The 22,179-nt window shown below is 65.2% G+C and carries 20 protein-coding genes; 10 read left to right on the top strand and 10 right to left on the bottom strand.

Features of this window, described 5'->3' with window-relative positions; genetic code table 11:
* The first annotated feature begins 36 nt into the window (after positions 1-36).
* From ACQR1Y_RS02840 to lepB, 3 genes are all read left to right on the top strand, one after another.
* The gene (locus ACQR1Y_RS02840; protein WP_434875495.1) at positions 37-618 is read left to right on the top strand and encodes a 2OG-Fe(II) oxygenase family protein; all 582 of its coding nucleotides are present in this window, start codon (positions 37-39) and stop codon (positions 616-618) included.
* A 246-nt stretch (positions 619-864) separates the two neighbouring features.
* Positions 865-2,208, top strand: a complete 1,344-nt coding sequence (locus tag ACQR1Y_RS02835; RefSeq protein ID WP_434875496.1) for an RtcB family protein — start codon at positions 865-867, stop codon at positions 2,206-2,208.
* 72 nt (positions 2,209-2,280) lie between these two features.
* Positions 2,281-3,063 carry a signal peptidase I gene (lepB, locus tag ACQR1Y_RS02830; protein WP_434875497.1) on the top strand — a complete coding sequence of 261 codons (783 nt, stop codon included), beginning with the start codon at positions 2,281-2,283 and terminating at the stop codon, positions 3,061-3,063.
* Here lepB and ACQR1Y_RS02825 read toward each other — a convergent pair.
* Positions 3,060-3,656, bottom strand: a complete 597-nt coding sequence (locus ACQR1Y_RS02825) for a cysteine hydrolase family protein (RefSeq protein ID WP_434875498.1) — start codon at positions 3,654-3,656, stop codon at positions 3,060-3,062. The two genes, lepB and ACQR1Y_RS02825, sit on opposite strands and share 4 nt — an antisense overlap.
* A gap of 142 nt (positions 3,657-3,798) precedes the next feature.
* Between ACQR1Y_RS02825 and ACQR1Y_RS02820 the strand changes: the two genes are divergently transcribed.
* On the top strand, positions 3,799-4,638 hold the full coding sequence (locus ACQR1Y_RS02820; RefSeq protein WP_434875619.1) for a LysR family transcriptional regulator: 840 nt from the start codon (positions 3,799-3,801) through the stop codon (positions 4,636-4,638).
* 390 nt (positions 4,639-5,028) lie between these two features.
* Here the strand turns inward: ACQR1Y_RS02820 and ACQR1Y_RS02815 are convergent, their stop codons facing one another.
* From ACQR1Y_RS02815 to groES, 3 genes are all read right to left on the bottom strand, one after another.
* Positions 5,029-5,316: a hypothetical protein gene (locus ACQR1Y_RS02815; protein WP_434875499.1), complete on the bottom strand. Its 288-nt coding sequence runs from the start codon at positions 5,314-5,316 to the stop codon at positions 5,029-5,031.
* A gap of 857 nt (positions 5,317-6,173) precedes the next feature.
* Positions 6,174-7,814 (bottom strand): chaperonin GroEL, encoded by a 1,641-nt coding sequence (gene groL / locus ACQR1Y_RS02810; RefSeq protein ID WP_006612114.1) that lies wholly within the window; start codon positions 7,812-7,814, stop codon positions 6,174-6,176.
* Between the two features lie 151 nt (positions 7,815-7,965).
* On the bottom strand, positions 7,966-8,280 hold the full coding sequence (gene groES, locus ACQR1Y_RS02805) for a co-chaperone GroES (protein ID WP_006612113.1): 315 nt from the start codon (positions 8,278-8,280) through the stop codon (positions 7,966-7,968).
* A gap of 381 nt (positions 8,281-8,661) precedes the next feature.
* Between groES and ACQR1Y_RS02800 the strand changes: the two genes are divergently transcribed.
* From ACQR1Y_RS02800 to ACQR1Y_RS02790, 3 genes are all read left to right on the top strand, one after another.
* On the top strand, positions 8,662-8,946 hold the full coding sequence (locus ACQR1Y_RS02800) for an usg protein (RefSeq protein ID WP_009030613.1): 285 nt from the start codon (positions 8,662-8,664) through the stop codon (positions 8,944-8,946).
* 626 nt (positions 8,947-9,572) lie between these two features.
* Positions 9,573-10,178, top strand: coding sequence for a cupin (locus ACQR1Y_RS02795; RefSeq protein WP_434875500.1), 606 nt, complete (start codon positions 9,573-9,575; stop codon positions 10,176-10,178).
* A gap of 158 nt (positions 10,179-10,336) precedes the next feature.
* Positions 10,337-12,412 (top strand): acyltransferase family protein, encoded by a 2,076-nt coding sequence (locus tag ACQR1Y_RS02790; protein ID WP_434875501.1) that lies wholly within the window; start codon positions 10,337-10,339, stop codon positions 12,410-12,412.
* Here the strand turns inward: ACQR1Y_RS02790 and ACQR1Y_RS02785 are convergent.
* Positions 12,350-13,600, bottom strand: coding sequence for a NupC/NupG family nucleoside CNT transporter (locus ACQR1Y_RS02785; protein WP_434875502.1), 1,251 nt, complete (start codon positions 13,598-13,600; stop codon positions 12,350-12,352). The two genes, ACQR1Y_RS02790 and ACQR1Y_RS02785, sit on opposite strands and share 63 nt — an antisense overlap.
* A gap of 117 nt (positions 13,601-13,717) precedes the next feature.
* On the opposite strand from ACQR1Y_RS02785, the gene ACQR1Y_RS02780 reads away from it, so the two are divergent.
* The gene (locus tag ACQR1Y_RS02780) at positions 13,718-14,932 is read left to right on the top strand and encodes an MFS transporter (protein ID WP_434875503.1); all 1,215 of its coding nucleotides are present in this window, start codon (positions 13,718-13,720) and stop codon (positions 14,930-14,932) included.
* A gap of 218 nt (positions 14,933-15,150) precedes the next feature.
* Here the strand turns inward: ACQR1Y_RS02780 and ACQR1Y_RS02775 are convergent, their stop codons facing one another.
* From ACQR1Y_RS02775 to ACQR1Y_RS02755, 5 genes are all read right to left on the bottom strand, one after another.
* Positions 15,151-15,903 carry an SDR family oxidoreductase gene (locus tag ACQR1Y_RS02775; protein ID WP_434858558.1) on the bottom strand — a complete coding sequence of 251 codons (753 nt, stop codon included), beginning with the start codon at positions 15,901-15,903 and terminating at the stop codon, positions 15,151-15,153.
* 45 nt (positions 15,904-15,948) lie between these two features.
* Positions 15,949-16,707: a peptidase gene (locus ACQR1Y_RS02770; RefSeq protein WP_434858559.1), complete on the bottom strand. Its 759-nt coding sequence runs from the start codon at positions 16,705-16,707 to the stop codon at positions 15,949-15,951.
* 242 nt (positions 16,708-16,949) lie between these two features.
* A complete protein-coding gene (locus ACQR1Y_RS02765) occupies positions 16,950-17,804 on the bottom strand; it encodes a transglutaminase family protein (protein ID WP_434875504.1) in 855 nt (284 codons plus the stop codon).
* A gap of 170 nt (positions 17,805-17,974) precedes the next feature.
* Positions 17,975-18,919, bottom strand: a complete 945-nt coding sequence (locus ACQR1Y_RS02760; protein ID WP_434858561.1) for an alpha-E domain-containing protein — start codon at positions 18,917-18,919, stop codon at positions 17,975-17,977.
* A 272-nt stretch (positions 18,920-19,191) separates the two neighbouring features.
* Positions 19,192-20,610, bottom strand: coding sequence for a circularly permuted type 2 ATP-grasp protein (locus ACQR1Y_RS02755; RefSeq protein WP_434875505.1), 1,419 nt, complete (start codon positions 20,608-20,610; stop codon positions 19,192-19,194).
* Between the two features lie 229 nt (positions 20,611-20,839).
* On the opposite strand from ACQR1Y_RS02755, the gene ACQR1Y_RS02750 reads away from it, so the two are divergent.
* Both ACQR1Y_RS02750 and gpt read left to right on the top strand, forming a co-directional pair.
* Entirely contained in the window at positions 20,840-21,577 is a 738-nt protein-coding gene (locus ACQR1Y_RS02750; protein WP_434875506.1) for a competence/damage-inducible protein A, read from the top strand.
* A 37-nt stretch (positions 21,578-21,614) separates the two neighbouring features.
* Positions 21,615-22,136, top strand: coding sequence for a xanthine phosphoribosyltransferase (gene gpt, locus ACQR1Y_RS02745; RefSeq protein WP_434875507.1), 522 nt, complete (start codon positions 21,615-21,617; stop codon positions 22,134-22,136).
* Positions 22,137-22,179: the final 43 nt, after the last annotated feature.

The raw sequence follows: 22,179 nt of genomic DNA, 5'->3' as shown, positions 1-22,179 counted from the left end.
CGCCCCGGAATGACGGCGGCAAAGGAGGATATGATGATGACCGAGCTCACGTGGCACGCCGACAACATCGAGACGATCGCGAACTTCCTCTCTGCCGAGGAGTGCGACGCCGCTATCGCCTGGGGTGAGGCGATCGGTTTCGGCGACGCGCCGATCTCGACATCGATGGGCATGATCATCGCGAAGGACGTTCGCAACAACGAACGGCTCATGGTCGACGACCCGGAGCGGGCGCAGACGCTCTATGCACGTCTTGCCGGTCGTCTCGCACCGTCGTTCCAGCATCGCTGGCAGCCGGTCGGGCTGAACGAGCGGTTGCGGCTGTATCGCTACGACGTCGGCCAGAAGTTCGATTGGCATCGCGACGGCCATTTCGCGCGCGACAATGGCGAGCGCAGCCTGTTCACCTTCCTCATCTATCTCAACGATGATTTCGAAGGTGGGGCGACGTCGTTCTGCGACGACACGGGCTTGATGCCGGAGGGTCCGCTGCGCATCACGCCACGGAAGGGCATGGCACTGCTGTTCCATCACCCGATCATGCATCGTGGCGATCGGGTGACGCGGGGACGCAAATACGTGCTCCGGACCGACGTGATGTACCGGCGGACGAGGTGAGAGGGCAAACTCTCTCCTCGTCATTCCGGGGCAGCCGCGCAGCGGCTGAGCCCGGAATCCATAACCACGAGCTTTGGTGGGGCGAAGACAAGCGCCACGGCCATCTCGCGTCTCATAGACCCCTGGGGCTATGGATTCCGGGCTCTCGCTGCGCGAGCCCCGGAATGACGATTGGAGAGAGCATCGGCTGTGAACGCACGCGTCGCCAGCGGCGACAAACGACTCTGTTCAAGCACGAGAACCGCCATGATCGACGGAAACACTCTGATCGCCTGGGGCTTCAAGCCGGGCCGCTGGTTCAAGGACGGGCTGGCGACGGCGAACGCGATGCGCGCGAATGGAGCGGATGATGACGCGATCTTCGTCGCGCTGCAGGCGCTGCAGCCGGCGGAGGCGTTGATGCGCACCAATGGCGTGCCGTTTGCCATGCTGATCGAGGCCGAGAACGAAGTCGAGCGAGCCAATGTCGCGGCGGTGGCGCAGCACATGGATGCGCTGATGCGGGTACCGACCATCGTCGCCGGCGCCGTGATGCCCGACGCATGCCCGTCGGGCACGGCGCTCGGCACGATTCCAGTTGGCGGCGTGGTCGCCTGCGAGGATGCCATCCATCCCGGCTTCCATTCGTCTGACATCTGCTGCTCGGTGGCGGTGACCGTGTTCGCCCGCAAGGACGATCCCAAGCGCATCCTCGATGCCGTTCATGCCGTCACTCATTTCGGTCCCGGCGGCCGCGACCGGCTGCACCAGCCGCCGGACGAGGTGATGCAGGGTTTTGACGGCAATCCGTTTCTGAAGGGCCTGGAGCGCTTCGCGGTCGGCCATTTCGCCACGCAGGGCGACGGCAATCATTTCGCCTTCGTCGGTCATCTCAAATCGACCGGGCAGGCGGCGCTGGTGACGCATCACGGCTCGCGCGGCTTCGGCGCGCAGCTCTACAAGCGCGGCATGGCCGTGGCGAAGCGGCACGCCGCGATCCACGCGCCGAAGGTCCCGGAGCACTCAGCCTGGATCAAGGCGTCGAGCGACGACGGCCGCGCCTATTGGGACGCGCTGCAGGTCGCGCGGCTGTGGACGCGCGCCAATCATCATGCGATCCACGATCTCACGGCGGCGAAGCTCGGCAACGCCGTCGCCGACCGCTTCTGGAACGAGCACAATTTCGTCTTCCGCAAGAGCGACGGCCTCTACTATCACGGCAAGGGCGCGACGCCGAACTGGTCCGGCTTCTCGGCCGACGATGACGGCCGCACCATCGTGCCGCTCAACATGGCCGAGCCGGTGCTGATCCTGAAGCACCGCGACAACAAGGAGGCGCTCGGCTTCGCGCCGCATGGCGCCGGCCGCAACCTCGGCCGCAAGGCGTTCTTGCGCGAGCATCGCCCAGAACTGCCTGATGGCATCGATGCGCGGTTCTATTGCGGCAAGCCCGATTTGTCGGAGCTGCCGCAGGCCTACAAGAACGCAGCCTCGGTGCGGGCGCAGATCGCCCGCTTCGGGCTGGGCGAGGTCGTCGACGAGGTTGTGCCTTACGGCTCGATCATGGCCGGCGATTGGGAGGACGATGCGCCGTGGCGGAAGAAGCGTTGAGCATGGCGCGCGGGTGATTGCGCAGCGCGCGGTGTTCGGTCATCCTGGCGCTGCGATCGGATGGGGGACATCGTGACGAGCTTGGATGCGGGTGAGATCAGGCCGAAGCGGGAGCCGTGGTGGGCGATCCTGGGTATCTTCGTCGCCGGGTTCGTGGCGCTGTGCCTGCTGCTGGCCTCGCCGATGCTGATCCGCAACTTCCTGTATCAGCCGTTCAATGCGCCGTCGGGCTCGATGAAGCCGACCATCCTGGTCGGCGACTACTTCTTCGTGTCGAAATATCCCTATGGCTACAGCCGTCTGACCTGGCCGTTTCCGTGGCCAACCGGCTTGTCGCCGTCCGCTCGCATCTGGGGAGCGATGCCGGCGCGCGGCGACGTGGTCGCGTTCTTTCTGCCCAAGGACAATGCCACCGTCTACATCAAGCGCGTCGTCGGCCTGCCCGGCGACCGCGTCCAGATGAAGGGCGGGGTGCTCCACATCAACGGCGCGGCCGTGCCGCGCGAGCGGCTGGAGGATGTGATCGGAATAGAGGCCTGCGGCGACGACGAGGACGAGCGTGTCAAGCGCTGGCGCGAGACGCTGCCGGACGGACGGAGCTACGAGACGCTCGATTGCGTCGATAACGGCTATTTCGACAACACCAACGTCTACGTCGTTCCGCCGGGGCATCTTTTCATGCTCGGCGACAACCGCGACAACTCCAACGACAGCCGCGCGATGTCACAGATAGGGTACGTTCCCGTCGAGAACGTCATCGGCCGCGCTGCGATGATCTTCTTCTCCCTCGCGGCCGGGGACGAGGACCAGGCCGGCCGCCTTCGCCCCGGGCGCATCGGGAGCGTGATCCGCTAGACGAGCGCCGCGCCGTCGCGCGCGATGATCGCGAAGCGGTCGGCCAGCTCGGCCAGCGCCACCTCATGGATCAAGGCGGCCGATAAGGCGCCGCCCTTGCCGTCGGGCAGGTCGCGCGTCGCGCAGCTCCCGGCATCGATGGTGACGCGCCAGCCGAGATCGAGCGCGGCACGCGCGGTCGACGACACGCACATGTGGGTCATGAAGCCGGCGAGCACGATGTTCTTGTGGCCGGCGGCCGTCAGGCGCGCCTGCAGATCGGTGCCGGCGAAGGCGTTCGGCAGCGTCTTTTCGACGATCGCCTCGCCGGGCAACGGCGCAACCGCGTCGACGATCGCGCCTCGCGGCGCGGTCCGGTCGAACAGGCTGCCCTCGCGGCCCTGATGGGCGACGTGAATGATCACGCTGCCGGCCGCGCGGGCACGGGCCAGCAGGCGGGTCGCCTGCGCGATCGCCGCCTCGGCGTCCGGGAGCGCCAGCGGGCCCTCGCGATATTCGTTCTGGATGTCGATCAGCACGAGGCTGGATTGCGCGAGGGAGGGAAGGCTGAGGTCGGCACCGGCAAGCTGCAGCAGCGTCGAGGGGGTGGTCATGGCGAGGTCCTGCGGATGGAATTGACGAGGTGATGCTAGGCCGGATGGGAGCCTGCAGGAATGCAGGTGTTTTGCAGCCGTTGGCTGCGGCATTGCAGGCGCCGCGGGAGCGTGCTAGCGGCGGAGCATGAGCCCGAGCGATCTGAACTGGGACGATCTGCGGATCATCGCGGCCGTGCATGAGGCCGGCAGCTTCGCCGGAGCCGGCAAGCGGCTGCGCATCGACGAGACGACAGTCGGGCGGCGGCTGGCGCGGATCGAGGCCGCGCTCGGCGTGCGGCTGTTCGAGGCGGTCGACGGCGTACGCCGGCCGACCGCGGCCTGCGAAACGGTGGTGTCTCACATCGAAGCGATGGCGCACCACGCCGCCGACATCGCGCGGGTCGGCGCGGCGCAGGCCGGCGTGACCGGACGGTTTCGCATCGCTGCGACGCCGGCGGTCGCCGAGAGCATCCTGGCGCCGCGCATCGCGACGTTGCTGGTGGCGCATCCCGGCCTGCGGCTGCAGCTTCTGACCGCGAGCCACAATGTCAGCTTCTCCCGCTGGCAGGCCGATTTCGCGATCCGGCTGCGCAAGCCGGAGAAGGGCGACTTCACCATTACTCGGCTCGGCAGTCTCGGGCTCTACCTTATCGAGCCGGCAGGCGCGGTCCCGAGCTTTGTCTGCGGCTATCCCGACGAGCTCGATGGAATTCCCGAGCAGCAGATATTGAAGCAGCGCAAGCTCATCGACGCCGCGCGCTGCATCACCGATGACGTGCGGGTGATGTCGGAAGTGCTGCGGAGCGGGCAGGCTGTTGCCGTGCTCCCCGAACATGCCTGCCGCGATCTCTTCGACGATCCTTCGCTGCGTGTGACGCAATTGCCCAGGCGGCGCGATGTCTGGCTGCTGGTGCAGACTCATCTGAAGCGCGATCCCGCCGCGCGGGTCGTGATCGATTGGCTGCGCAGTTGTTTTGTGGACTACCAAGCGCAGGCGTGACCTGGGGTCGGTGGGGTGGGCAAAGCGGCCGCCGTCAGGCGGCGGCGTGCCCACCGTCGTGCGGCGAACACAACGGCAAGACGGTGGGCACGGCGCGCAACAACGTGCCACAAATGAGCGGCGTGCCATGCACCTTTGCCCACCCACAGCAAAACAAAAAGGGCGCGGCTTGCGCCGCGCCCTTCGTGTGTTTTCGCGAGGAGGCCGGACTTAGAAGTCCATGCCGCCCATACCGCCGCCCGGGGGCATCGCGGGCCGGCAGCGGCCTTCTTCGGCAGATCGACAACCATCGCCCAGGTGGTGATCAGCAGGCGCGCCACGGAGGTGGCGTTCTGGATCGCGGTGCGCACGTTGACCCCAGAGTGAGTCAGTCGAGTCTTATCAAAAATGTTAAGCGGCGCCGCGCTGCGCAACTTTTAGTAACTTCGCTCGCTCACTCCAGACCAACTGAGATATCTGCAGCGCTTGCCCTTGAAGTAACTGATCCGTTTTCGGGTCAGGTGCGCGATCGATAAAGGCGCGCTTTTCAAGGTCGAGACGCAGTGCGAAGGATTGGCAATCACCTTCGGTCAAACCACGGACTACCACGAATTTCGAGTTATCCTCCCACCACTCGGCAGTCACGGTGCTGAATTTACCAACCCGATTCGTGAGATCGATGATTGTTGTTTCAGCCATAGCTCACCCGAATTAGAAAATGTTGTAGCGGTTTGTGATCCAAGCTGGCGGAATGTTTCCGTGCACAAGGATCTCGGCGTCTCTCATCGCGAAAACCAGCGCCTCGAGTTGGATCGTCAGATGGGGAGGTCTCGGCGCTCCGCCCGCCATGCCAGGAGCACGAGGCGCGACAGCAACGCCTCCTCCACTTGCCATAGGATATGCAACAATCCCTAAGAAGTTTTGATCCCCGTCATGATGATATGAGGGTGAAACAAGTGGGTTTGTATTGTGCGATGCAATGTATGCGACCGGATCGATTATATTGACACCGGGCTGCTCGGGCACAAGGACTTCATAGACGTACCCTGGCACTGCGGCCGTGGGCCTAGTCAGGCTCGCGTTCATTGCATAGTCTCGAGCAACGCCGAACGACTTCGTTAGCGAAATGCAGGGCGAAGTCGTGGTGCCGCGGGCAATATGTTGCTCGGCCACGACGACGTTCAATGCCGATGTTGTCCTAGGCATTATGCCGGTCGTTCTCAAGTCGATGGAATGGTGGTGCGTTCCAACACCGATTCCCTTGTAAAATAGTGTGGTCATTCAATGATGTTCCGCGACCAATTCCTAGATCAAATATTATTCATTCGGCACGGGTTCCGCGGTCAATACGACAGCCGTGGTACATGTCAAATTGTGCCAAGGACCACAACGCTTTGTATTTAGAAGTCAATTTTCTAGAATAGATATGTTGCGAATGAGCAACAGTGGGCAAAAATTACTCTCTACCGCGTGCCGATCCTGTCGCAATCGTGCGGATATAAAAGAAAGGCCCCTGGCGAAATATACCAGGGGCCCTCTTTACGAGGAGGCCGGACTTAGAAGTCCATGCCGCCCATGCCGCCGCCCGGAGGCATCGCGGGGCCGCCGGCGTTCTTCTTCGGCAGCTCGGCGACCATCGCCTCGGTGGTGATCAGGAGGCTCGCCACGGAGGCGGCGTTCTGGATCGCGGTGCGCACGACCTTGGTCGGGTCGATGATGCCCTTGGACACCATGTTCACGTAGTCGCCGGACTGCGAGTCGAAGCCGTAGGCATACTGCTCCTTCTCGAGGATCTTGCCGACGATGACCGAGCCGTCCTCGCCCGCGTTGATGGCGATCTGGCGGGCCGGAGCGGAGAGCGCCTTGCGGACGATCTCGACGCCGGTCTTCTGGTCCTCGTTCTTGGTGCGGACACCCTTGAGCTGCTCAGAGGCACGGAGCAGGGCGACGCCGCCGCCCGGCAGGATGCCTTCCTCGACAGCCGCGCGGGTCGCATGCATCGCGTCATCCACGCGATCCTTGCGCTCCTTGACCTCGACCTCGGTCGCGCCGCCGACGCGGATCACCGCGACGCCGCCGGCGAGCTTGGCCAGACGCTCCTGCAGCTTCTCACGGTCGTAGTCCGAGGTGGTCTCCTCGATCTGCGCCTTGATCTGCGCCACGCGCGCCTCGATGTCGGCCTTCTTGCCGGCACCGTTGACGATCGTGGTGTTCTCCTTGTCGATCATCACCTTCTTGGCGCGGCCGAGCATGGAGAGGTTGACGTTCTCGAGCTTGATGCCGAGGTCTTCCGAGATCGCCTGACCGCCGGTCAGGATCGCGATGTCCTGCAGCATGGCCTTGCGGCGGTCGCCGAAGCCCGGCGCCTTGACGGCAGCGACCTTCAGGCCGCCACGCAGACGGTTCACGACGAGCGTAGCCAGAGCCTCGCCCTCGACGTCCTCGGCGACGATGACCAGCGGCTTGCCGGTCTGCACCACCGCCTCGAGCAGCGGCAGCAGCTCGTTCAGCGACGACAGCTTCTTCTCGTTGATGAGGATGTAGGCGTCGTCCATCTCAACGCGCATCTTGTCGGCGTTGGTGACGAAGTAGGGCGAGATGTAGCCGCGGTCGAACTGCATGCCCTCGACGACGTCGAGCTCGGTCTCGAGCGACTTGGCTTCCTCGACCGTGATCACACCCTCGTTGCCGACCTTCTTCATGGCGTCGGCGAGGAACTTGCCGATCTCGGAGTCGCCGTTGGCGGAGATGGTGCCGACCTGGGCGATCTCGTCGTTCGACGTGACCTTCTTGGAATTCTTGACGAGATCGGCGACGACCGCTTCGACCGCGAGGTCGATGCCGCGCTTCAGATCCATCGGGTTCATGCCGGCGGCAACCGCCTTGGCGCCCTCGCGCACGATGGCCTGGGCCAGCACGGTCGCGGTGGTGGTGCCGTCGCCAGCCGCGTCAGCGGACTTCGAGGCGACTTCGCGCACCATCTGCGCGCCCATGTTCTCGAACTTGTCGTCGAGCTCGATCTCCTTGGCGACGGTGACGCCGTCCTTGGTGATGCGCGGCGCGCCGAACGACTTGTCGAGGACGACGTTGCGGCCCTTCGGACCGAGCGTGACCTTCACGGCATTGGCGAGAATGTCCACGCCGCGCAGCATGCGGTCGCGGGCTTCGACGCCGAACTTTACGTCTTTCGCTGACATATTGGGTTTCCCTGAGTTTTGATCGAGGTCCTCGTCCTGAGGAGCCCGCGCACGTCGCGGGCGTCTCGAAGGACGAGATGAGGAGGTGGTTGGGGCCTCATCCTTCGAGACGCCGGCTGCGCCGGCTCCTCAGGATGAGGATCGACAGCGCTTAAGCGGCCTTCTTCTTGGCGCCGGCGTCGGTGATGACGCCCATGATGTCGCTTTCCTTCATGATCAGCAGCTCCTGGCCGTCGATCTTGACCTCGGTGCCCGACCACTTGCCGAACAGCACGCGATCACCGACCTGGACGTCGAGCGGGACCAGCTTGCCGCTCTCGTCGCGGGCGCCGGGGCCCACCGCGATCACTTCGCCCTGCGAGGGCTTTTCCTTGGCCGAGTCGGGGATGATGATGCCGCCAGCGGTCTTCTCTTCGGCGTCGATGCGCTTGACCACGACGCGGTCGTGAAGCGGACGGAAAGCCATACAGTCCTCCTAAGCAATTGAAGCGATTGTCAGTTTCTGGAGATTTGGCAGTCGATGCCGGCGAGTGCCAGCACGCGGCCTGGATTTAGGGGAGAGTTTCCAGCCGGGCAAGGCCTTGTAGCAGAAAAATTAGCAGTCAACTGCGCGCTCTGCCAAAGCGTTCCTATAGCGTTAACACGAGCGGAACGAAACGCGAAACACCGTATTAGCACCTGGGCTAAGTGGCTGCTAATGCAGCATTTTTCAACATACCGTTAAACATTTAAGCTTGAGATGGGTTGAGGACATGCGTCACATTTCTTTTGCAGTGAGCGCATCTTTGCCGGGTGGCTCCATCCCGGTTGGCCACGCGGACATGCGCTCCAGAAACGGAGGGTTGGCATGGTGTCGAGGGTTGAGGTTTCCGAGGACTTTCGGAAACAGGTGCTGGGTTATGGGCTGACGACCGCGCAGATCCTGTATCGGATGCCGGACCATCGCTCGCTGCTGCAGACCTATGTCTGGCAGAACTACGACCTGTTCCCGAAATTTCCGGCGCTGCAGGATTTCCTGGCGTTCTGGCAGGAGAAGATCGAGGGCCCGCTTCACTCGGTCACGGTGGCGCATTCGAAGCTGATCAAGCCGGCCGAACTGCGCGCCGTTGACGGCGTGTTCCGGCTGCATTGAGCTGAAGGTCACTGCAGCATCTCCACCCACCGCTGTGATTCCGGGGCGCGCGTCGCGCGAGCCCGGAATCCATTGGGCGGCAGAACGCGCGGAGGAATGGATTCCGGGCTCGTGCTACGCACGCCCCGGAATGACGACCTTTATTGGAGACGCTGCTGAGTCTCTCCAATCCTTATCGCCCTTGCGACGAGGTTCCCAGTTCGTAGCCCTGCAGTAGCCCAGGTCGCCGCCCCATCACCGCTGTCATTCCGGGGCGCGCGTCGCGCGAGCCCGGAATCCATTGGGCGGCAGAACGCGCGGAGGAATGGATTCCGGGCTCGTGCTACGCACGCCCCGGAATGACGACCTTTATTGGAGACGCTGCTGAGTCTCTCCAATCCTTATCGCCCTTGCGACGAGGTTCCCAGTTCGTAGCCCTGCAGTAGCCCAGGTCGCCGCCCCATCACCGCTGTCATTCCGGGGCGCGCGTCGCGCGAGCCCGGAATCCATTGGGCGGCAGAACGCGCGGAGGAATGGATTCCGGGCTCGTGCTTCGCACGCCCCGGAATGACGACTTTTGTTGGAGAAGCTGCTGAGGTTCGACAACATGTGCTACCCTCGCTGCGAGGACTCGCAGGGAGAGCACCATGGCCAGCAAGAGCCGTACGACGAAATCAGTAACACGCGCCGCTGCCAAGGCTGCGGCGCTGAAGATCAGCAAGGGCAGCAAGGCGACGGTGAAGACGTCCGCCAAGCCCGGTGTGAAGACCATCGCGAAGACGCCCGCCAAGCCGGGCAGGGCGGCTGCGCCATCGGCACGCAAGGCGCTCGTGAGCCAGGGCAGGTCGGCGCCCGCGCCGCGGCGGCCGAAGCAGAAGGTCGCGATCTCTCACCACCGCGAGGAAGACTTCAAGGCCGACGGCCTGCGCGCCTATGCGCATTACCGCGACCTCGGCATCGCGGACGCGACGCATGGCCTCGCCCGCGCGCATGTCATCCGCATGCTGCCGCCGTGCAACCCGCAGGAGGTCTCCAAGCTGCACACCCATGCCGTCGACTTCCAGATGGTCTATGTGCTCAAGGGCTGGGTGAAGAGCTACCTCGAAGGCGTCGGCGAGACGCTGATGAAGGAGGGCAGCTGCTGGACCCAGCCGCCGAAGATCCGGCACATGATCCTCGACTATTCCGATGACGTCGAGCTGCTCGAGGTGATCCTGCCGGCCGATTTCAAAACGGTCGAACTCTCGACCTAAAGCCGACAGAAACGGATGGAAACATTCGCGCGCGGTGGGCGGCGGTCCGATCGCGCGTGTGTGTTGACGTCCAGTCTCGCGTCATCGGGGATGGACGGGCCGGCGACCGGTCGGAGTGCCGTGTTCAGCGCCGGCTTGCGGAAGGCGTATCTGTTCCGTTGCCGTCCTATGTCGTCCAGTTTCGTCCGACCGCAACGTTTGCGCCGCGCAGGCTCGTCGCGCTGCGGCCCGGCATGGGCGAGGCGAGCGCGAGCTCGGCTGTCGCGCATCGCGAGGACATCGACTGGCTGCGCGCGATCGCGGTGCTCGCCGTCATCGGCTTCCATTTCGAGGCGCCGGGCATCTTCGGTGGCTTCGTCGGCGTCGACATCTTCTTCGTCATCTCGGGCTATCTGATCACCGGCATCATCACCGCGGAGATCGCGCAGGGACGTTTCTCGTTTGCGCGCTTCTACGAGCGGCGGATCCGGCGGCTGCTGCCGGCGCTCTATGCGATGGTGGCGTTTGCAGCGCTCCCGGCCGCGGACATGCTGAGTTCGGAGCTGGCCGAATTCTTCCGCGCCGCCGCCGCCGTCGTCACCTTCACATCGAACATCTTTTTCTGGCTGCAGTCGGGCTATTTCGACCATTCAGCGATCGAGAAGCCGCTGCTCCACACGTGGTCGCTGGCGGTCGAGGAGCAGTTCTATCTGGTGCTGCCTGTCGTCGTCTGGTCGGTGCTGATGATGGCGCGGAGACGCCGATACGTTCTGCCCATCATCCTGGCGCTGCTCGCGGCCGCGTCTTTCACGCTCAGTCTGATGCTGATGCGCGACAACGCACCGGCCGCCGCGTTCTTCCTCAGCCCGTTCAGGGCCTGGGAATTTCTGCTCGGTAGCCTCGTGGCTGTCGCGGGGCTGCCGGCGCCGCGGTCCGGCGCGATGCGGATGGCGGCACGCGGGCTGGCACTGCTGCTGATGGCGATCCCGATCCTGTCGCTGCGGCCCGGTCCAGGCTTTCCAGGTTTGAACGCGCTGGCGCCGTGCCTCGGCGCCGCGCTGTTCCTGTGGAGCGGGACGGGGAGCGTCGCCGTTGCGCGCAGCCCGCTGTCGCCGCTGACCGTGCTGTCCCTCATCGGCCGCATCTCGTACTCGCTGTACCTCTGGCACTGGCCGCTATTCGTGTTCGCGCGCCTCGCCAAGCCGGGACTTGCGCTGGACGGCTGGGAGCGGGCGGCCTTGTTCGTGCTGACGCTCGGTGTCTCCGCGCTGTCGTGGCGCTTCATCGAGCAGCCGTTTCGCACGCGGCAGTTCGCGCCGACGCCGCGCGCGGCCTTCGGTCTTGCGGCGCTTGCCAGCGTGCTGCTGCTGGCCGGCAGCGGCATGGGGCTGATGCGCAGCGGGTCGGTGCCGGATGCGGATCGCAGGGCGCAGCGTCTCGACGCCTACAACGCCTATGACATGAAGCCGGTCTATCGCTACGGCTCCTGCTTCACGACGCCTGATGGCCGGGTGCCCGAGGAGTGCCTGCGCGTGGTGCCGGGCAAGATCAACGTCCTGCTCTGGGGCGACAGTTTTGCGGCGCATGCCTATCACGGGCTGGCGGCCAGCGTTGATCCGCTTGAGGTCAACATCATGCAGGCGAGCCAGCCGACCTGCATGCCGACCTTTAGCGCGGAGACGCAAGGCGCCCCGGCCTGCCGCGCCTTTGCGCGCCAGATGCGCGACGGCATCGGCGCGCTTCGGCCAGATCTCGTGGTGATGGCGGCGGACTGGCTCGAGGATGCCCGCCCGCCGCGCTTTGCCGGCATGGTGCGCGACCTCCGGCTGACCTTGGCCCGCCTCAGCGAGGCCGGCATTCCCGTGGTGCTGCTCGGCCCGCCCGTGCAGTTTCGCGCCCGGCTGCCGGCGATGCTGGCGCGAGCGACTTTGCGCGGCGTCACGCCTGATCCTGCGGCGTTCGTTCGCCCGGATGTCTTCGTCCTGGACCAGGCGATGCAGGCGGCCCTGCCGAGCGGCGAGGGCCTGTCCTACGTCTCGATCCTCTCGGCGGTCTGCGAGCAGCGCGCTTGTCCGCTCACCGCTGGCGACGTGCCGCTGTCGTTCGACCATGCGCATCTGACCGCTGAGGGATCGGTGCACGTCATGGCCAAGGTCGCGCCGCTCTTTCTGCCGCGGACGATGCTGTCAGGCTCAATTCAGCAGGCCGACGATCGCGCCCATCAGGCAGGTGGTGAGGGTGCCCGAAACGATTGATTTCAGGCCGAGCGCGTTGATCTCGTCGCGCCTGGTCGGCGCCATCGTGCCGAGGCCGCCGATCATGATGCCGAGGCTTGCGAAATTGGCGAAGCCGCACATCGCATACAGCATGATCAATCGCGCGCGCGGATCGAGCGCCGTGGCGTCGAGCTTGGCCAGCTCGACATAGGCGATCAGCTCGTTGAGCACCGTCTTGGTGCCCATCAGGCTGCCGGCGGTGACGGCTTCTGACCACGGCAGACCCATCAGCCAGCACACCGGCGCCATCACGAGGCCGAGCAGCCGTTGCAGCGAGATCGGCGCACCGCCGATCGCGGGGAGCAGCGACAGGATGGCGTTGGCGAGAGATACCAGCGCGACCAGCACCAGCAGCAGTGCGACGATGTTCATCAAGAGCTCGAGCCCGGCACTGGTGCCCTTGACGATGGCATCCATGGTCGATGAGGCCTGCATGTCGGGATCGGCGAGCGCACCGCCGGTGAGCTGCTTGGAGGTCTCCGGCACCATGATCAGGCTGATCAGGATCGAGGCGGGGGCACCGAGCACCGAGGCGATGACGAAATGCGCGGCGGCATCGGGAATGAGCGGGGCGAGCAATGTGGCGTACAGCACCAGCACCGTGCCAGCGATGCCGGCCATGCCGCCGGTCATCACCAGGAACAATTCGCTGCGCGTCATCTGCGCCAGGTACGGCCGGATGAACAGCGGCGCTTCGACCATGCCGAGGAAGACGTTCGCCGCCGTGGAGAGGCCGACGGCGCCGCCGACGCCGAGCGTGCGCTCGAGCAGCCAGGCCATGCCGCGCACCAGCGGCGGCAGCACGCGCCAATAGAACAGCAGCGTGGTCAAAACGCTCATCACAAGCACGATCGGCAGCGCCTGGAACGCGAGCACGAAGTCGGCCCCGGGCGCCTTGAGGTCGAAGGGCAGGGCGCCGCCGCCGACATAGCCGAACACGAAGGACGTGCCGGCGCGGGAGGCTGAGGAGATGGCGCCGACAGCGTCGTTGATGGCACCGAAGGCGCGCGCCACGACCGGCACCTTGAGCAGGACGAGCGCGGTGAGCAGCGTCACCACAAGCCCCAGCGCCGCCTGCTTCAGCGAGACCGCGCGCCGGTTCTCAGCCAGCGCCCATGCGACCGCGAGCAGCGCGACGATCCCGAACGCCGATTGCAATTGCAGCATCAGATCCCCCAAACCCCGCGCAATTATGAGCGCAGGGCACGGCCCCGCGCAATGCGCTGCGGCCATGCGGGGCTTGCGATTGACAAGCAGTGGGGCCTGCGCCACCCAGGCCCCACCATGTCGACCACCGTCCCGATCGGCGCGCGCGATCTCCTGAAGCAAAGCGCGTTCCTGTTCTTCCTGTCGTCCCGCAGCCTGTCGCGCTTTGCCAGCCAGATCGCGGCGGTGGCGATCGGCTGGCAGATCTATGACCTGACCGGGCGGGCGTTCGATCTCGGCATGGTCGGGCTGATCCAGTTCCTGCCGACGGCGCTGCTGGTGTTCGTCGCCGGCAATGCCGCCGACCGCTTCCCGCGCAAGCGCGTGGTGCAGCTCTGCCAGCTCGCCGAGGCGCTCACGGCGCTGTATCTGGGCTGGGGCGCCTATGCCGGGCAGCTCGGGGAAGTGCAGCTGTTCGCGGCGGTGTTCGTGCTCGGCATCGCCGGCGCGTTCGAAAGCCCTGCGACGGCCGCGCTACTGCCGCTGATCGCGCCGGAAGGCACGTTGCAGCGGGCGAGCGCATTGTCGAGCGGCGCAGCGCAACTGGCCACCATCGCCGGTCCCGCGATCGGTGGCTTTGCCTATGCGGTCGCGCCCGGACTGCCCTATGGCATCATGATGCTGTTCTGGATCGCCGGCATGGCGCTAACGGGACTGATGCAAGTGCCGGCGGAGCGGCCCGACGGCAGCAAGGACGACCTGTTCGCCGGCGTCCGCTTCATCCGCGCGAATCCCGCCATCCTCGGCACGATCTCGCTCGATCTGTTCGCGGTGCTGCTCGGCGGCGTCACCGCGCTGCTGCCGATCTATGCGCGCGACGTGCTCGACACCGGACCGTTCGGCCTCGGCGTGCTGCGCGCGGCGCCTGCGGTCGGTGCCCTCGCGATGACCGCCGTGCTGGCGCGCTACACGATCCAGCGGCGGGTGGGCCTGCGGATGTTTCAGGCGGTGATCGTGTTCGGCGCGGCGACCGTGGTGTTCGCCGTGTCGAACGTGATGTGGATCTCGGTCGCCGCGCTCGCGATCCTCGGCGCGGCCGATACGATCAGCGTCGTGATCCGCTTCTCATTGGTGCAACTCGCCACGCCCAACGAGATGCGCGGCCGCGTCGGCGCTGTCAATTTCCTGTTCATCAACGCCTCCAACCAGCTCGGCCAGTTCGAAAGCGGCGTCACCGCCGCGCTATTCGGCGCCATGCCCGCCGCCATCCTCGGCGGTGTCGGCACGATCGCAATCGCGCTGTTGTGGATGAAGCTGTTTCCGACGCTGCGGAAGGTGGAGAGATTGGAGTAGGGCGTTTCGCTCTCCCCATCTTACCGGAACGTACAAATCTTTCCGTCGTCATTCCGGGGCATCGCGCAGCGATGAGCCCGGAATCCATAACCACGACACGCCGTGTGGCGAGACGATCGCCACAGCCGTCCCGGACAACATGACCGCTTGTGGCTATGGATTCCGGGCTCGCGCTTCGCGCGCCCCGGAATGACGAGCGGAGAGAATTGGAAAGGCGACTAGCCCCGGCCGACGAACGGCATCTTGGTCGCCATCACCGTAATGAACAGCACGTTGGCGCTGAGCGGCAGGCCGGACATGTAGACGACGGCATCTGCGACGGCCTGCACGTCCATGCGCGGCTCCGGCATCATGCGGCCGTCGGGCTGCAGCACGCCGCCGACCATGCGCTCCGTCATCGGGGTCTCGGCATTGCCGATGTCGATCTGGCCGACCGCGATGTCATAGGCGCGGCCGTCGAGGTTCGAGGCTTTCGTCAGGCCGGTGATGGCGTGCTTGGTGGAGGTGTAGGGCGAGGACAACGGCCGCGGCGCATGCGCCGAGATCGAGCCGTTGTTGATGATGCGGCCGCCGCGCGGGCTTTGGTCCTTCATGATGCGGAAGGCGTGCTGGGTGCACAGGAACGGCGCGGTGAGGTTGGTCGCGACCACCGACTGCCACTGCTCCATGGTCAGGTCTTCGAACGGCACCGGCGGCGCGCCCATGCCGGCATTGTTGAAGAGAACGTCGAGACGCCCGTAGGTCTTCTTTACGGTGTCGAACAGCGCTGCGATCGAGGCGGGGTCCATCATGTCGGCGGGCACGGGAAGGCTCATGCCGGCAGGGCCGAGCTTGGCGGTCTCCTCCAGCATCTCCTTGCGGCGGCCGGCGAGCACCACGGTGAAGCCCGCGTTCATCAGCGCCAGCGATGTGGCGCGGCCGACACCCGTGCCTGCGCCCGTCACCAGCGCGATCTTCTTAGCTTCAGCCATGTTTCCTCACCTTTTCACGTTTGCCGTTTTGAGCAGAGTGCAGCGTCAGTGCTTCACGTCGCTCTGAGTCTTATAGGGCGGCCGCGGGATGTTGTTATGCGCCGCGCGCAGGGCCGCCGACCAGCGCGAGCGGAGGTCGTGGAAATAGGGCTCGCCGGCCTCGATGCGGTGGTTGAGATCGGCCTCGCAGGCGTCGGCGCGCACCACCAGCACGTCGATCGGCAGGCCGACGCCGAGATTGGAGCGCATCGTCGAATCCATCGAGATCAGGCCGGTCTTGAGCGCCTCATAGAGCTCGACGTCGTAATGCATCGCGCGGTCGAGCACCGGCTTGCCGTATTTGTGCTCGCCGATCTGCAAATACGGCGTGTCGGTGGTGCATTCGATGAAATTGCCGGCGGTGTAGACCATGAACAGCCGCATCCGCGATCCCTTGATCTGGCCGCCGAACAGGAAGGATACGTCGAACGAAATGTCCTCGGCCTTGAGCGCCGGCCCCTCGGTGGCGTGCACCATGCGGATGGCCTTGCCGATGCGCTGCGCCGCCTGGAACATGGTCGGCGCGTTCATCAGGGTCTCGACCTCGCCGGTCTCGGGGTCCTCGATGCCTTCGGTCAGGGTCGAGAGCACGGACTGGCTGATGGCGAGATTGCCGGCGCTGGCGACCGCGACGATGCGCTCGCCGGGGTTGGAGAAGATGTGCAGCTTGCGGAAGGTCGAGACGTTGTCGAGGCCCGCATTGGTCCGGGTGTCCGCGATCATGACGAGTCCGTCACGCACCAGAATTCCGCAGCAATAGGTCATCGTCGTCCCCTCGAGCCAGAGCGCGAATTAGTAGCGAAAATCGGTGGCGCGTCCAACCCTGCAGAGAAGGCTGGGGCTTAGGCAAGACGCCGCTCCACAACAGGTCGTCATTCCGGGGCGGCGCGAAGCGACGAGCCCGGAATCCATTATTCCGCGTACTCTGCCGCCCGATGGATTCCGGGCTTGCGCTGCGCGCGCCCCGGAATGACACCGCTGGTGGGGTTACGGGCGCGTTCCGGAATTCAGGACTGGCGCTGGGACTGCGATTGCGATTGCGACTGGCTGCCGCGGCCGACCTGCTCGACCTTGACCTTCACGGTCAGTGTCTCCGAGCCGCCGCCATAGCGGGTGCCGCGCACCGGGGCGGCGCCGAGATAGTCGAGTCCGATGGCGACCCGGACATGGGCGTCGGTGGAGCAGATGCAGTTGGCGGCATCGAAGCCGACCCAGCCAAGGTCCGGCACATAGGCTTCGGCCCAGGCGTGGCCGGCTTCCTGGTGCACTGCACCATCCGAGCGCAGGAAATGGCCGGAGATGAAGCGCGCGGGGATGCCGGCGGCGCGGGCGCTGGCGATGAAGATGTGCGCGTAATCCTGGCAGACCCCGCGCTTGAGCGCGAAGGCCTCGGCGGCCGAGGTGCTGCTGTGGGTCGGATCCTCGTCGAAGGTCATGTGCTCGTAGACTTGCGTCATCAGCGTGTGCAGGAAGCCGAGCACGTCGGTCTCGGATTCCGCGCGCAGGTCGCGCACGATGGCGGCCATCGCCGCGTTGGCCGTGGTCAGCGGGGTCGTGCGCAGGAAAAAGCCTGGCGGAAAGCGCTCGTCCGCGCCCTTGAGCACGCCGCCGGTGTCATGGGTCTCGACCAGGCCCTCGGCGGTGATCGTGAGATCCTCAAGGGCGCCATGGGTGATGACGTGGGTGACGTTGCCGAACGCGTCCTCGTGCATGTCGAGGCGGGAATCCGTCGAGACGTCGATCTGCCATTCCGCCACATATTGGCCGTCATGGCTGCCGGGCGTCATGCGGATGATCTGGATGACGCCGGTCGCCGCCGGCTCGTAGCGGTAGGTTGTGGAATGGGAGATACGCAGGCGCATGGCAGTCGACCGGTCTCGTCAGATGGGCTGTCCGCGGTAGCTCGTTTCACCTCTCCCTGAAAGGGGGAGGAGGACCCCCGACGCCGAGGGGACGGCGCCGGGCGCCGGACGTGGTCCCGCAGACACAGTGCGATGGCCGTCCATCGCGGTTTCTGCGGTCTTCGAACGCTTCAGATCAGATATTGCTTGGTGATGATCTCTCCGAGCCGCGAATTGTCGGTGATGAACTCCTGGATGAACTCGTGGACGCCGCGCTGGAAGATGTCGTCCATGTTGGAATGCTCGAGCCGGTTGCGCACGCCGCGGGCGTGGCGCTGCGACGGCCCCTGGCGGCCATAGGCGACACCGATCTGGTCGAGATTGCGGACGAGGTTGCCGTAGCAGCTGGCGAGCGAGCGCGGCAGGGTGTCGTTGAGGATCAGGAGGTCGGCGATCAGCCAGGGTTTCAGCGTCTCGCGATACACCCAGTGATAGGCCGTCAGCGCCGACACCGAGCGCAGGATCGAGGTCCACTGGTAGTAGTCCAGCGGGCCGCCGACATGCTCCTCCTCGGGCAGCAGCACATGGTACTTCACGTCGAGAATGCGCGCGGTGTTGTCGGCGCGCTCCAGATGCAGGCCGAGCCGCGAGAACCAGTAGGCGTCGTTGCGCAGCATGGTGCGGTAGGCCGAGCCGTCGAAGCGCAGCGAGGTCTCTTGCACGAAGCGCAGGAAGCGGGCCAGCTCCTCGCGCGTCTTGGTGCCCTTGCTCCAGACTTCCTGCAGTTCGATCCAGGAGCCGTTGAGGGTGTCCCACATCTCCGACGTCAGCGCCGTGCGCACCGAGCGTGCGTTGAGGCGGGCGGCCTCGATGCAGTTCTTGATCGAGGACGGATTCGACTGGTTGAACGAGAGATATTCGATGACGTTCTGCTCGTTCGCCTCGGAATAGTGCTCGTAGAAGCTGACATTGACGCCGGCGGTCATCAGCGCCGATTCCCACTCGTTGGTCTTGCCGATATAGGCCGCGGGAAGGGCGGTGACGCGCAAGGTCGCGTCGATGGTGCGGGCGAGATACTCGGCCCGCTCGACATAGCGGGCCAGCCAGTACAGGTTTTCGGCGGTGCGCGACAGCATGGGCAATCTATGAGGTGCGGAGGGAGCCGGCCCCGGCGGGGCAGGTGTGCACGGCTAGAGAGAAGTTTGTTGGCGAGCTGATGCCGCGAGCACGGTGCGCTCCCTCTCCCCGTCCTTCACGGGGAGAGGGTTGGGGTGAGGGGCAGCCCCAACCACCGACCCTGCGGAAAGCCCCCCTCACCCGGATCGCATCTGGCGATGCGATCCGACCTCTCCCCGCAAGCGGGGAGAGGTAAGAGCCCCTGCGTTTCGCGTCCTGCGTAAACCAACGCTTATTCATCCAGCACCCATGTGTCCTTGGTGCCGCCGCCCTGGCTGGAATTGACCACCAGCGAGCCTTCCTTCAGCGCGACGCGGGTGAGGCCGCCGGGCACGATGGTGGTGCGGTCGCGTCCTGTCAGCACGAACGGCCGGAGATCGACATGCCGCGGCGCCAGCCCTGAGGCGACGCAGGTCGGGCAGGTCGAGAGCGCCAAGGTCGGTTGCGCGATGAAGCCCTCGGGCTCGCGCTTCAGCTTGTCGCGGAACGCCTCGATCGTCGCCTTGGTCGCGGCCGGGCCGATCAGCATGCCGTAGCCGCCGGAGCCGTGCACCTCCTTGACGACCAGCTCGCCGAGATGGTCGAGCACGTAGGAGAGATCGGCCGGCTCGCGGCAGCGCCAGGTCTGCACGTTCTTCAGGATCGGCTCCTCGCCAAGATAGAACTTCACGACGTCAGGCATGTAGGAATAGATCGCCTTGTCGTCGGCGATCCCAGTGCCCACCGCGTTGGCGAGCGTGACGTTGCCGGCGGCATAGGCCGACATCAGGCCGGGCACGCCGAGCGCGGAATCCGGGCGGAAGGTGAGGGGATCGAGGAAGTCGTCGTCGACGCGGCGATAGATCACGTCGACCCGCTTCAGGCCCTCGGTGGTCCGCATGAACACCTCCTCGTTCTTGACGATGAGGTCGCGGCCCTCGACCAGCTCAATGCCGAGCTTGTCGGCCAGGAACGAGTGCTCGTAGTAGGCGGAATTGTAGATGCCGGGCGTCATCAGCGCCACCGTCGGCTCGGCCGAGGCGCTGAGCGGCGCGACCGAGCGCAGGCACGACAGCAGCTCGTCCGGATAGCGCTCGACTGGGGCTACGCGGTGGCGCGCGAACAGGTCCGGAAACAGCCGCATCATGATCTCGCGGTTTTCCAGCATGTAGGACACGCCCGAGGGCGTGCGCGCATTGTCCTCGAGCACGATGAAGTCGTTGGCGTCGACGCGGACGATGTCGATGCCGGCGATGTGGACATAGACGTCGTGCGGCACGTCCTGGCCGTTCATCTCCGGGCGGAACACCGGGTTCTGGAAGATCAAATCATCCGGCACGACGTTGGCGCGCAGGATGTCGCGGCCGTGATAGATGTCGCGCAGGAACATGTTCAGCGCCTTGACGCGCTGCTTCAGCCCCTTCTCCAGCAGGGTCCATTCCTTGCCGGAGAGGATGCGCGGGATCACGTCGAACGGAATCAGCCGCTCCTGAGCCTCGGCCTCGCCATACACCGCGAAGGTGATGCCGATTCGCCGGAATAGCAGCTCCGCCTCATGGCGGCGATATTCCAGCGCTTCCGGCGGCGTTTCCTTCAGCCACCGTGACAGCTCCTGATAAGCCTGACGGACGTCGCCGCCCGGCTCGTTCATTTCGTCGAACGCAACTGCCATAGATGCCCGTGTGTCCCAGCCTCGCCATACACTGCATGACTCCACGTGATGGTAGCAAGGGCCGGGCCAGCGCGATATGCATTCTCCTGCGGCATTTCGTGGGAGACGCGGAAAAGCCTGCCCGAAAAACCGGCTGCACGATGCTCAAATCCGCGGCATAGACTGCGACGTTCCGGATGACATTGGCGCCGAGGCGGGCCAAAAGAGACGGGGAATGCGAGGAGATATCATGAGCGAGATCGTCACCGCGGGGTTGCTGGTCATCGGCGACGAAATCCTGTCCGGCCGGACCAAGGACAAGAACATCGGCTTCATCGCCGAATACCTGACCAATCTCGGCATCGACCTCAAGGAGGTCCGGGTGGTCTCGGACGATGAGGGCGACATCATCGCGGCGCTGGACGCGCTGCGGCACCGCTACACCTATGTGTTCACCACCGGCGGCATCGGGCCGACCCATGACGACATCACGGCCGACTCGATCGCCAAGGCGTTCGGCGTCGGCATCGACCATCATCCCGAGGTCGTCGCGCGCTTCCGCGAGCGCTGGAGCGAGCAGGAGCTCAACGAGGCCCGTCTGCGCATGGCGCGCATCCCCGATGGCGCCGAACTGATCCAGAGCGCAACCATCCTGGCGCCAGGCTTCAAGCTCGGCAACGTCATCGTCATGGCCGGCGTGCCCTCGATCATGCAGGCGATGATGGACATCGTCGCGCCGAAGCTGAAATCCGGCGTTCGCATGCTGTCCGAGACGGTGCGCGCCAACGCCCGCGAGGGTGACATCGGCGGCCCCTTACGCGAGATCGCGAAGGCGCATCCGGACACCATCATCGGCAGCTATCCCTTCATCGACGAGGACCAGAAGCCGAACACGCATCTGGTGGTCCGCTCGCGCGACCAGGACAAGCTGTCGGCGGCGATGGGAGCCGTGAAGGAGATGCTCGCCGGGCTGAACGTGACGCGCTAAAGCAGGTGTAACTTTCAGAGAGCCACGGACGAGAGCAATGGCGGACAAGACCTTGAGCGCAGAGGAACGGGCAGGCCGGGCCTTTCCAGTGTCCTGGGACCAGTTCCACAGGGACTGCCGGGCGCTGACCTGGCGGCTCAACGAGATCGGACCGTTTCACGCCGTCGTGGCCATCACCCGCGGCGGACTCGTTCCGGCGGCGATCGTGGCGCGCGAGCTTGGCGTGCGGGTCATCGATACGATCTGCATCGCGAGCTATGACCACACCAAGCAGGGCGAGCTTCAGGTCCTGAAGGGCATTTCGCCAGACACCGCCAAACTCGGCGGCGGCACCGGCAAGGGGCTCCTGATCGTCGATGATCTCGTCGACACCGGCAAGACCGGACGAATGGTCCGGGAGCTGCTCCCCGACGCCCATTTCGCCACCGTTTACGCCAAGCCCAAAGGCCGGCCACTGGTCGACACCTTCATCACCGAGGTGTCGCAGGACACGTGGATCTTCTTCCCCTGGGACACCGCGCTGTCCTTCGCGCCGCCGCTGCGCGACGGGGCGGCGTAGCTCAACGCCGTCATTGCGAGCGCAGCGACGTGTCCGCCATAGC

The organism is Bradyrhizobium sp. HKCCYLRH3099, assembly GCF_051167855.1.
Taxonomy (GTDB): domain Bacteria; phylum Pseudomonadota; class Alphaproteobacteria; order Rhizobiales; family Xanthobacteraceae; genus Bradyrhizobium.
This window is presented reverse-complemented; position numbering and strand designations above follow the sequence as displayed.

Coding starts and splice junctions, on each gene's coding strand:
- ACQR1Y_RS02840 (WP_434875495.1), top strand. CDS start 37: ATGACCGAGCTCACGTGGCACGCCGACAACATCGAGACGATCGCGAAC.
- ACQR1Y_RS02835 (WP_434875496.1), top strand. CDS start 865: ATGATCGACGGAAACACTCTGATCGCCTGGGGCTTCAAGCCGGGCCGC.
- ACQR1Y_RS02825 (WP_434875498.1), bottom strand. CDS start 3,656: ATGACCACCCCCTCGACGCTGCTGCAGCTTGCCGGTGCCGACCTCAGC.
- ACQR1Y_RS02815 (WP_434875499.1), bottom strand. CDS start 5,316: ATGGCTGAAACAACAATCATCGATCTCACGAATCGGGTTGGTAAATTC.
- groL (WP_006612114.1), bottom strand. CDS start 7,814: ATGTCAGCGAAAGACGTAAAGTTCGGCGTCGAAGCCCGCGACCGCATG.
- groES (WP_006612113.1), bottom strand. CDS start 8,280: ATGGCTTTCCGTCCGCTTCACGACCGCGTCGTGGTCAAGCGCATCGAC.
- ACQR1Y_RS02800 (WP_009030613.1), top strand. CDS start 8,662: ATGGTGTCGAGGGTTGAGGTTTCCGAGGACTTTCGGAAACAGGTGCTG.
- ACQR1Y_RS02795 (WP_434875500.1), top strand. CDS start 9,573: ATGGCCAGCAAGAGCCGTACGACGAAATCAGTAACACGCGCCGCTGCC.
- ACQR1Y_RS02785 (WP_434875502.1), bottom strand. CDS start 13,600: ATGCTGCAATTGCAATCGGCGTTCGGGATCGTCGCGCTGCTCGCGGTC.
- ACQR1Y_RS02780 (WP_434875503.1), top strand. CDS start 13,718: ATGTCGACCACCGTCCCGATCGGCGCGCGCGATCTCCTGAAGCAAAGC.
- ACQR1Y_RS02775 (WP_434858558.1), bottom strand. CDS start 15,903: ATGGCTGAAGCTAAGAAGATCGCGCTGGTGACGGGCGCAGGCACGGGT.
- ACQR1Y_RS02770 (WP_434858559.1), bottom strand. CDS start 16,707: ATGACCTATTGCTGCGGAATTCTGGTGCGTGACGGACTCGTCATGATC.
- ACQR1Y_RS02765 (WP_434875504.1), bottom strand. CDS start 17,804: ATGCGCCTGCGTATCTCCCATTCCACAACCTACCGCTACGAGCCGGCG.
- ACQR1Y_RS02760 (WP_434858561.1), bottom strand. CDS start 18,919: ATGCTGTCGCGCACCGCCGAAAACCTGTACTGGCTGGCCCGCTATGTC.
- ACQR1Y_RS02755 (WP_434875505.1), bottom strand. CDS start 20,610: ATGGCAGTTGCGTTCGACGAAATGAACGAGCCGGGCGGCGACGTCCGT.
- ACQR1Y_RS02750 (WP_434875506.1), top strand. CDS start 20,840: ATGAGCGAGATCGTCACCGCGGGGTTGCTGGTCATCGGCGACGAAATC.
- gpt (WP_434875507.1), top strand. CDS start 21,615: ATGGCGGACAAGACCTTGAGCGCAGAGGAACGGGCAGGCCGGGCCTTT.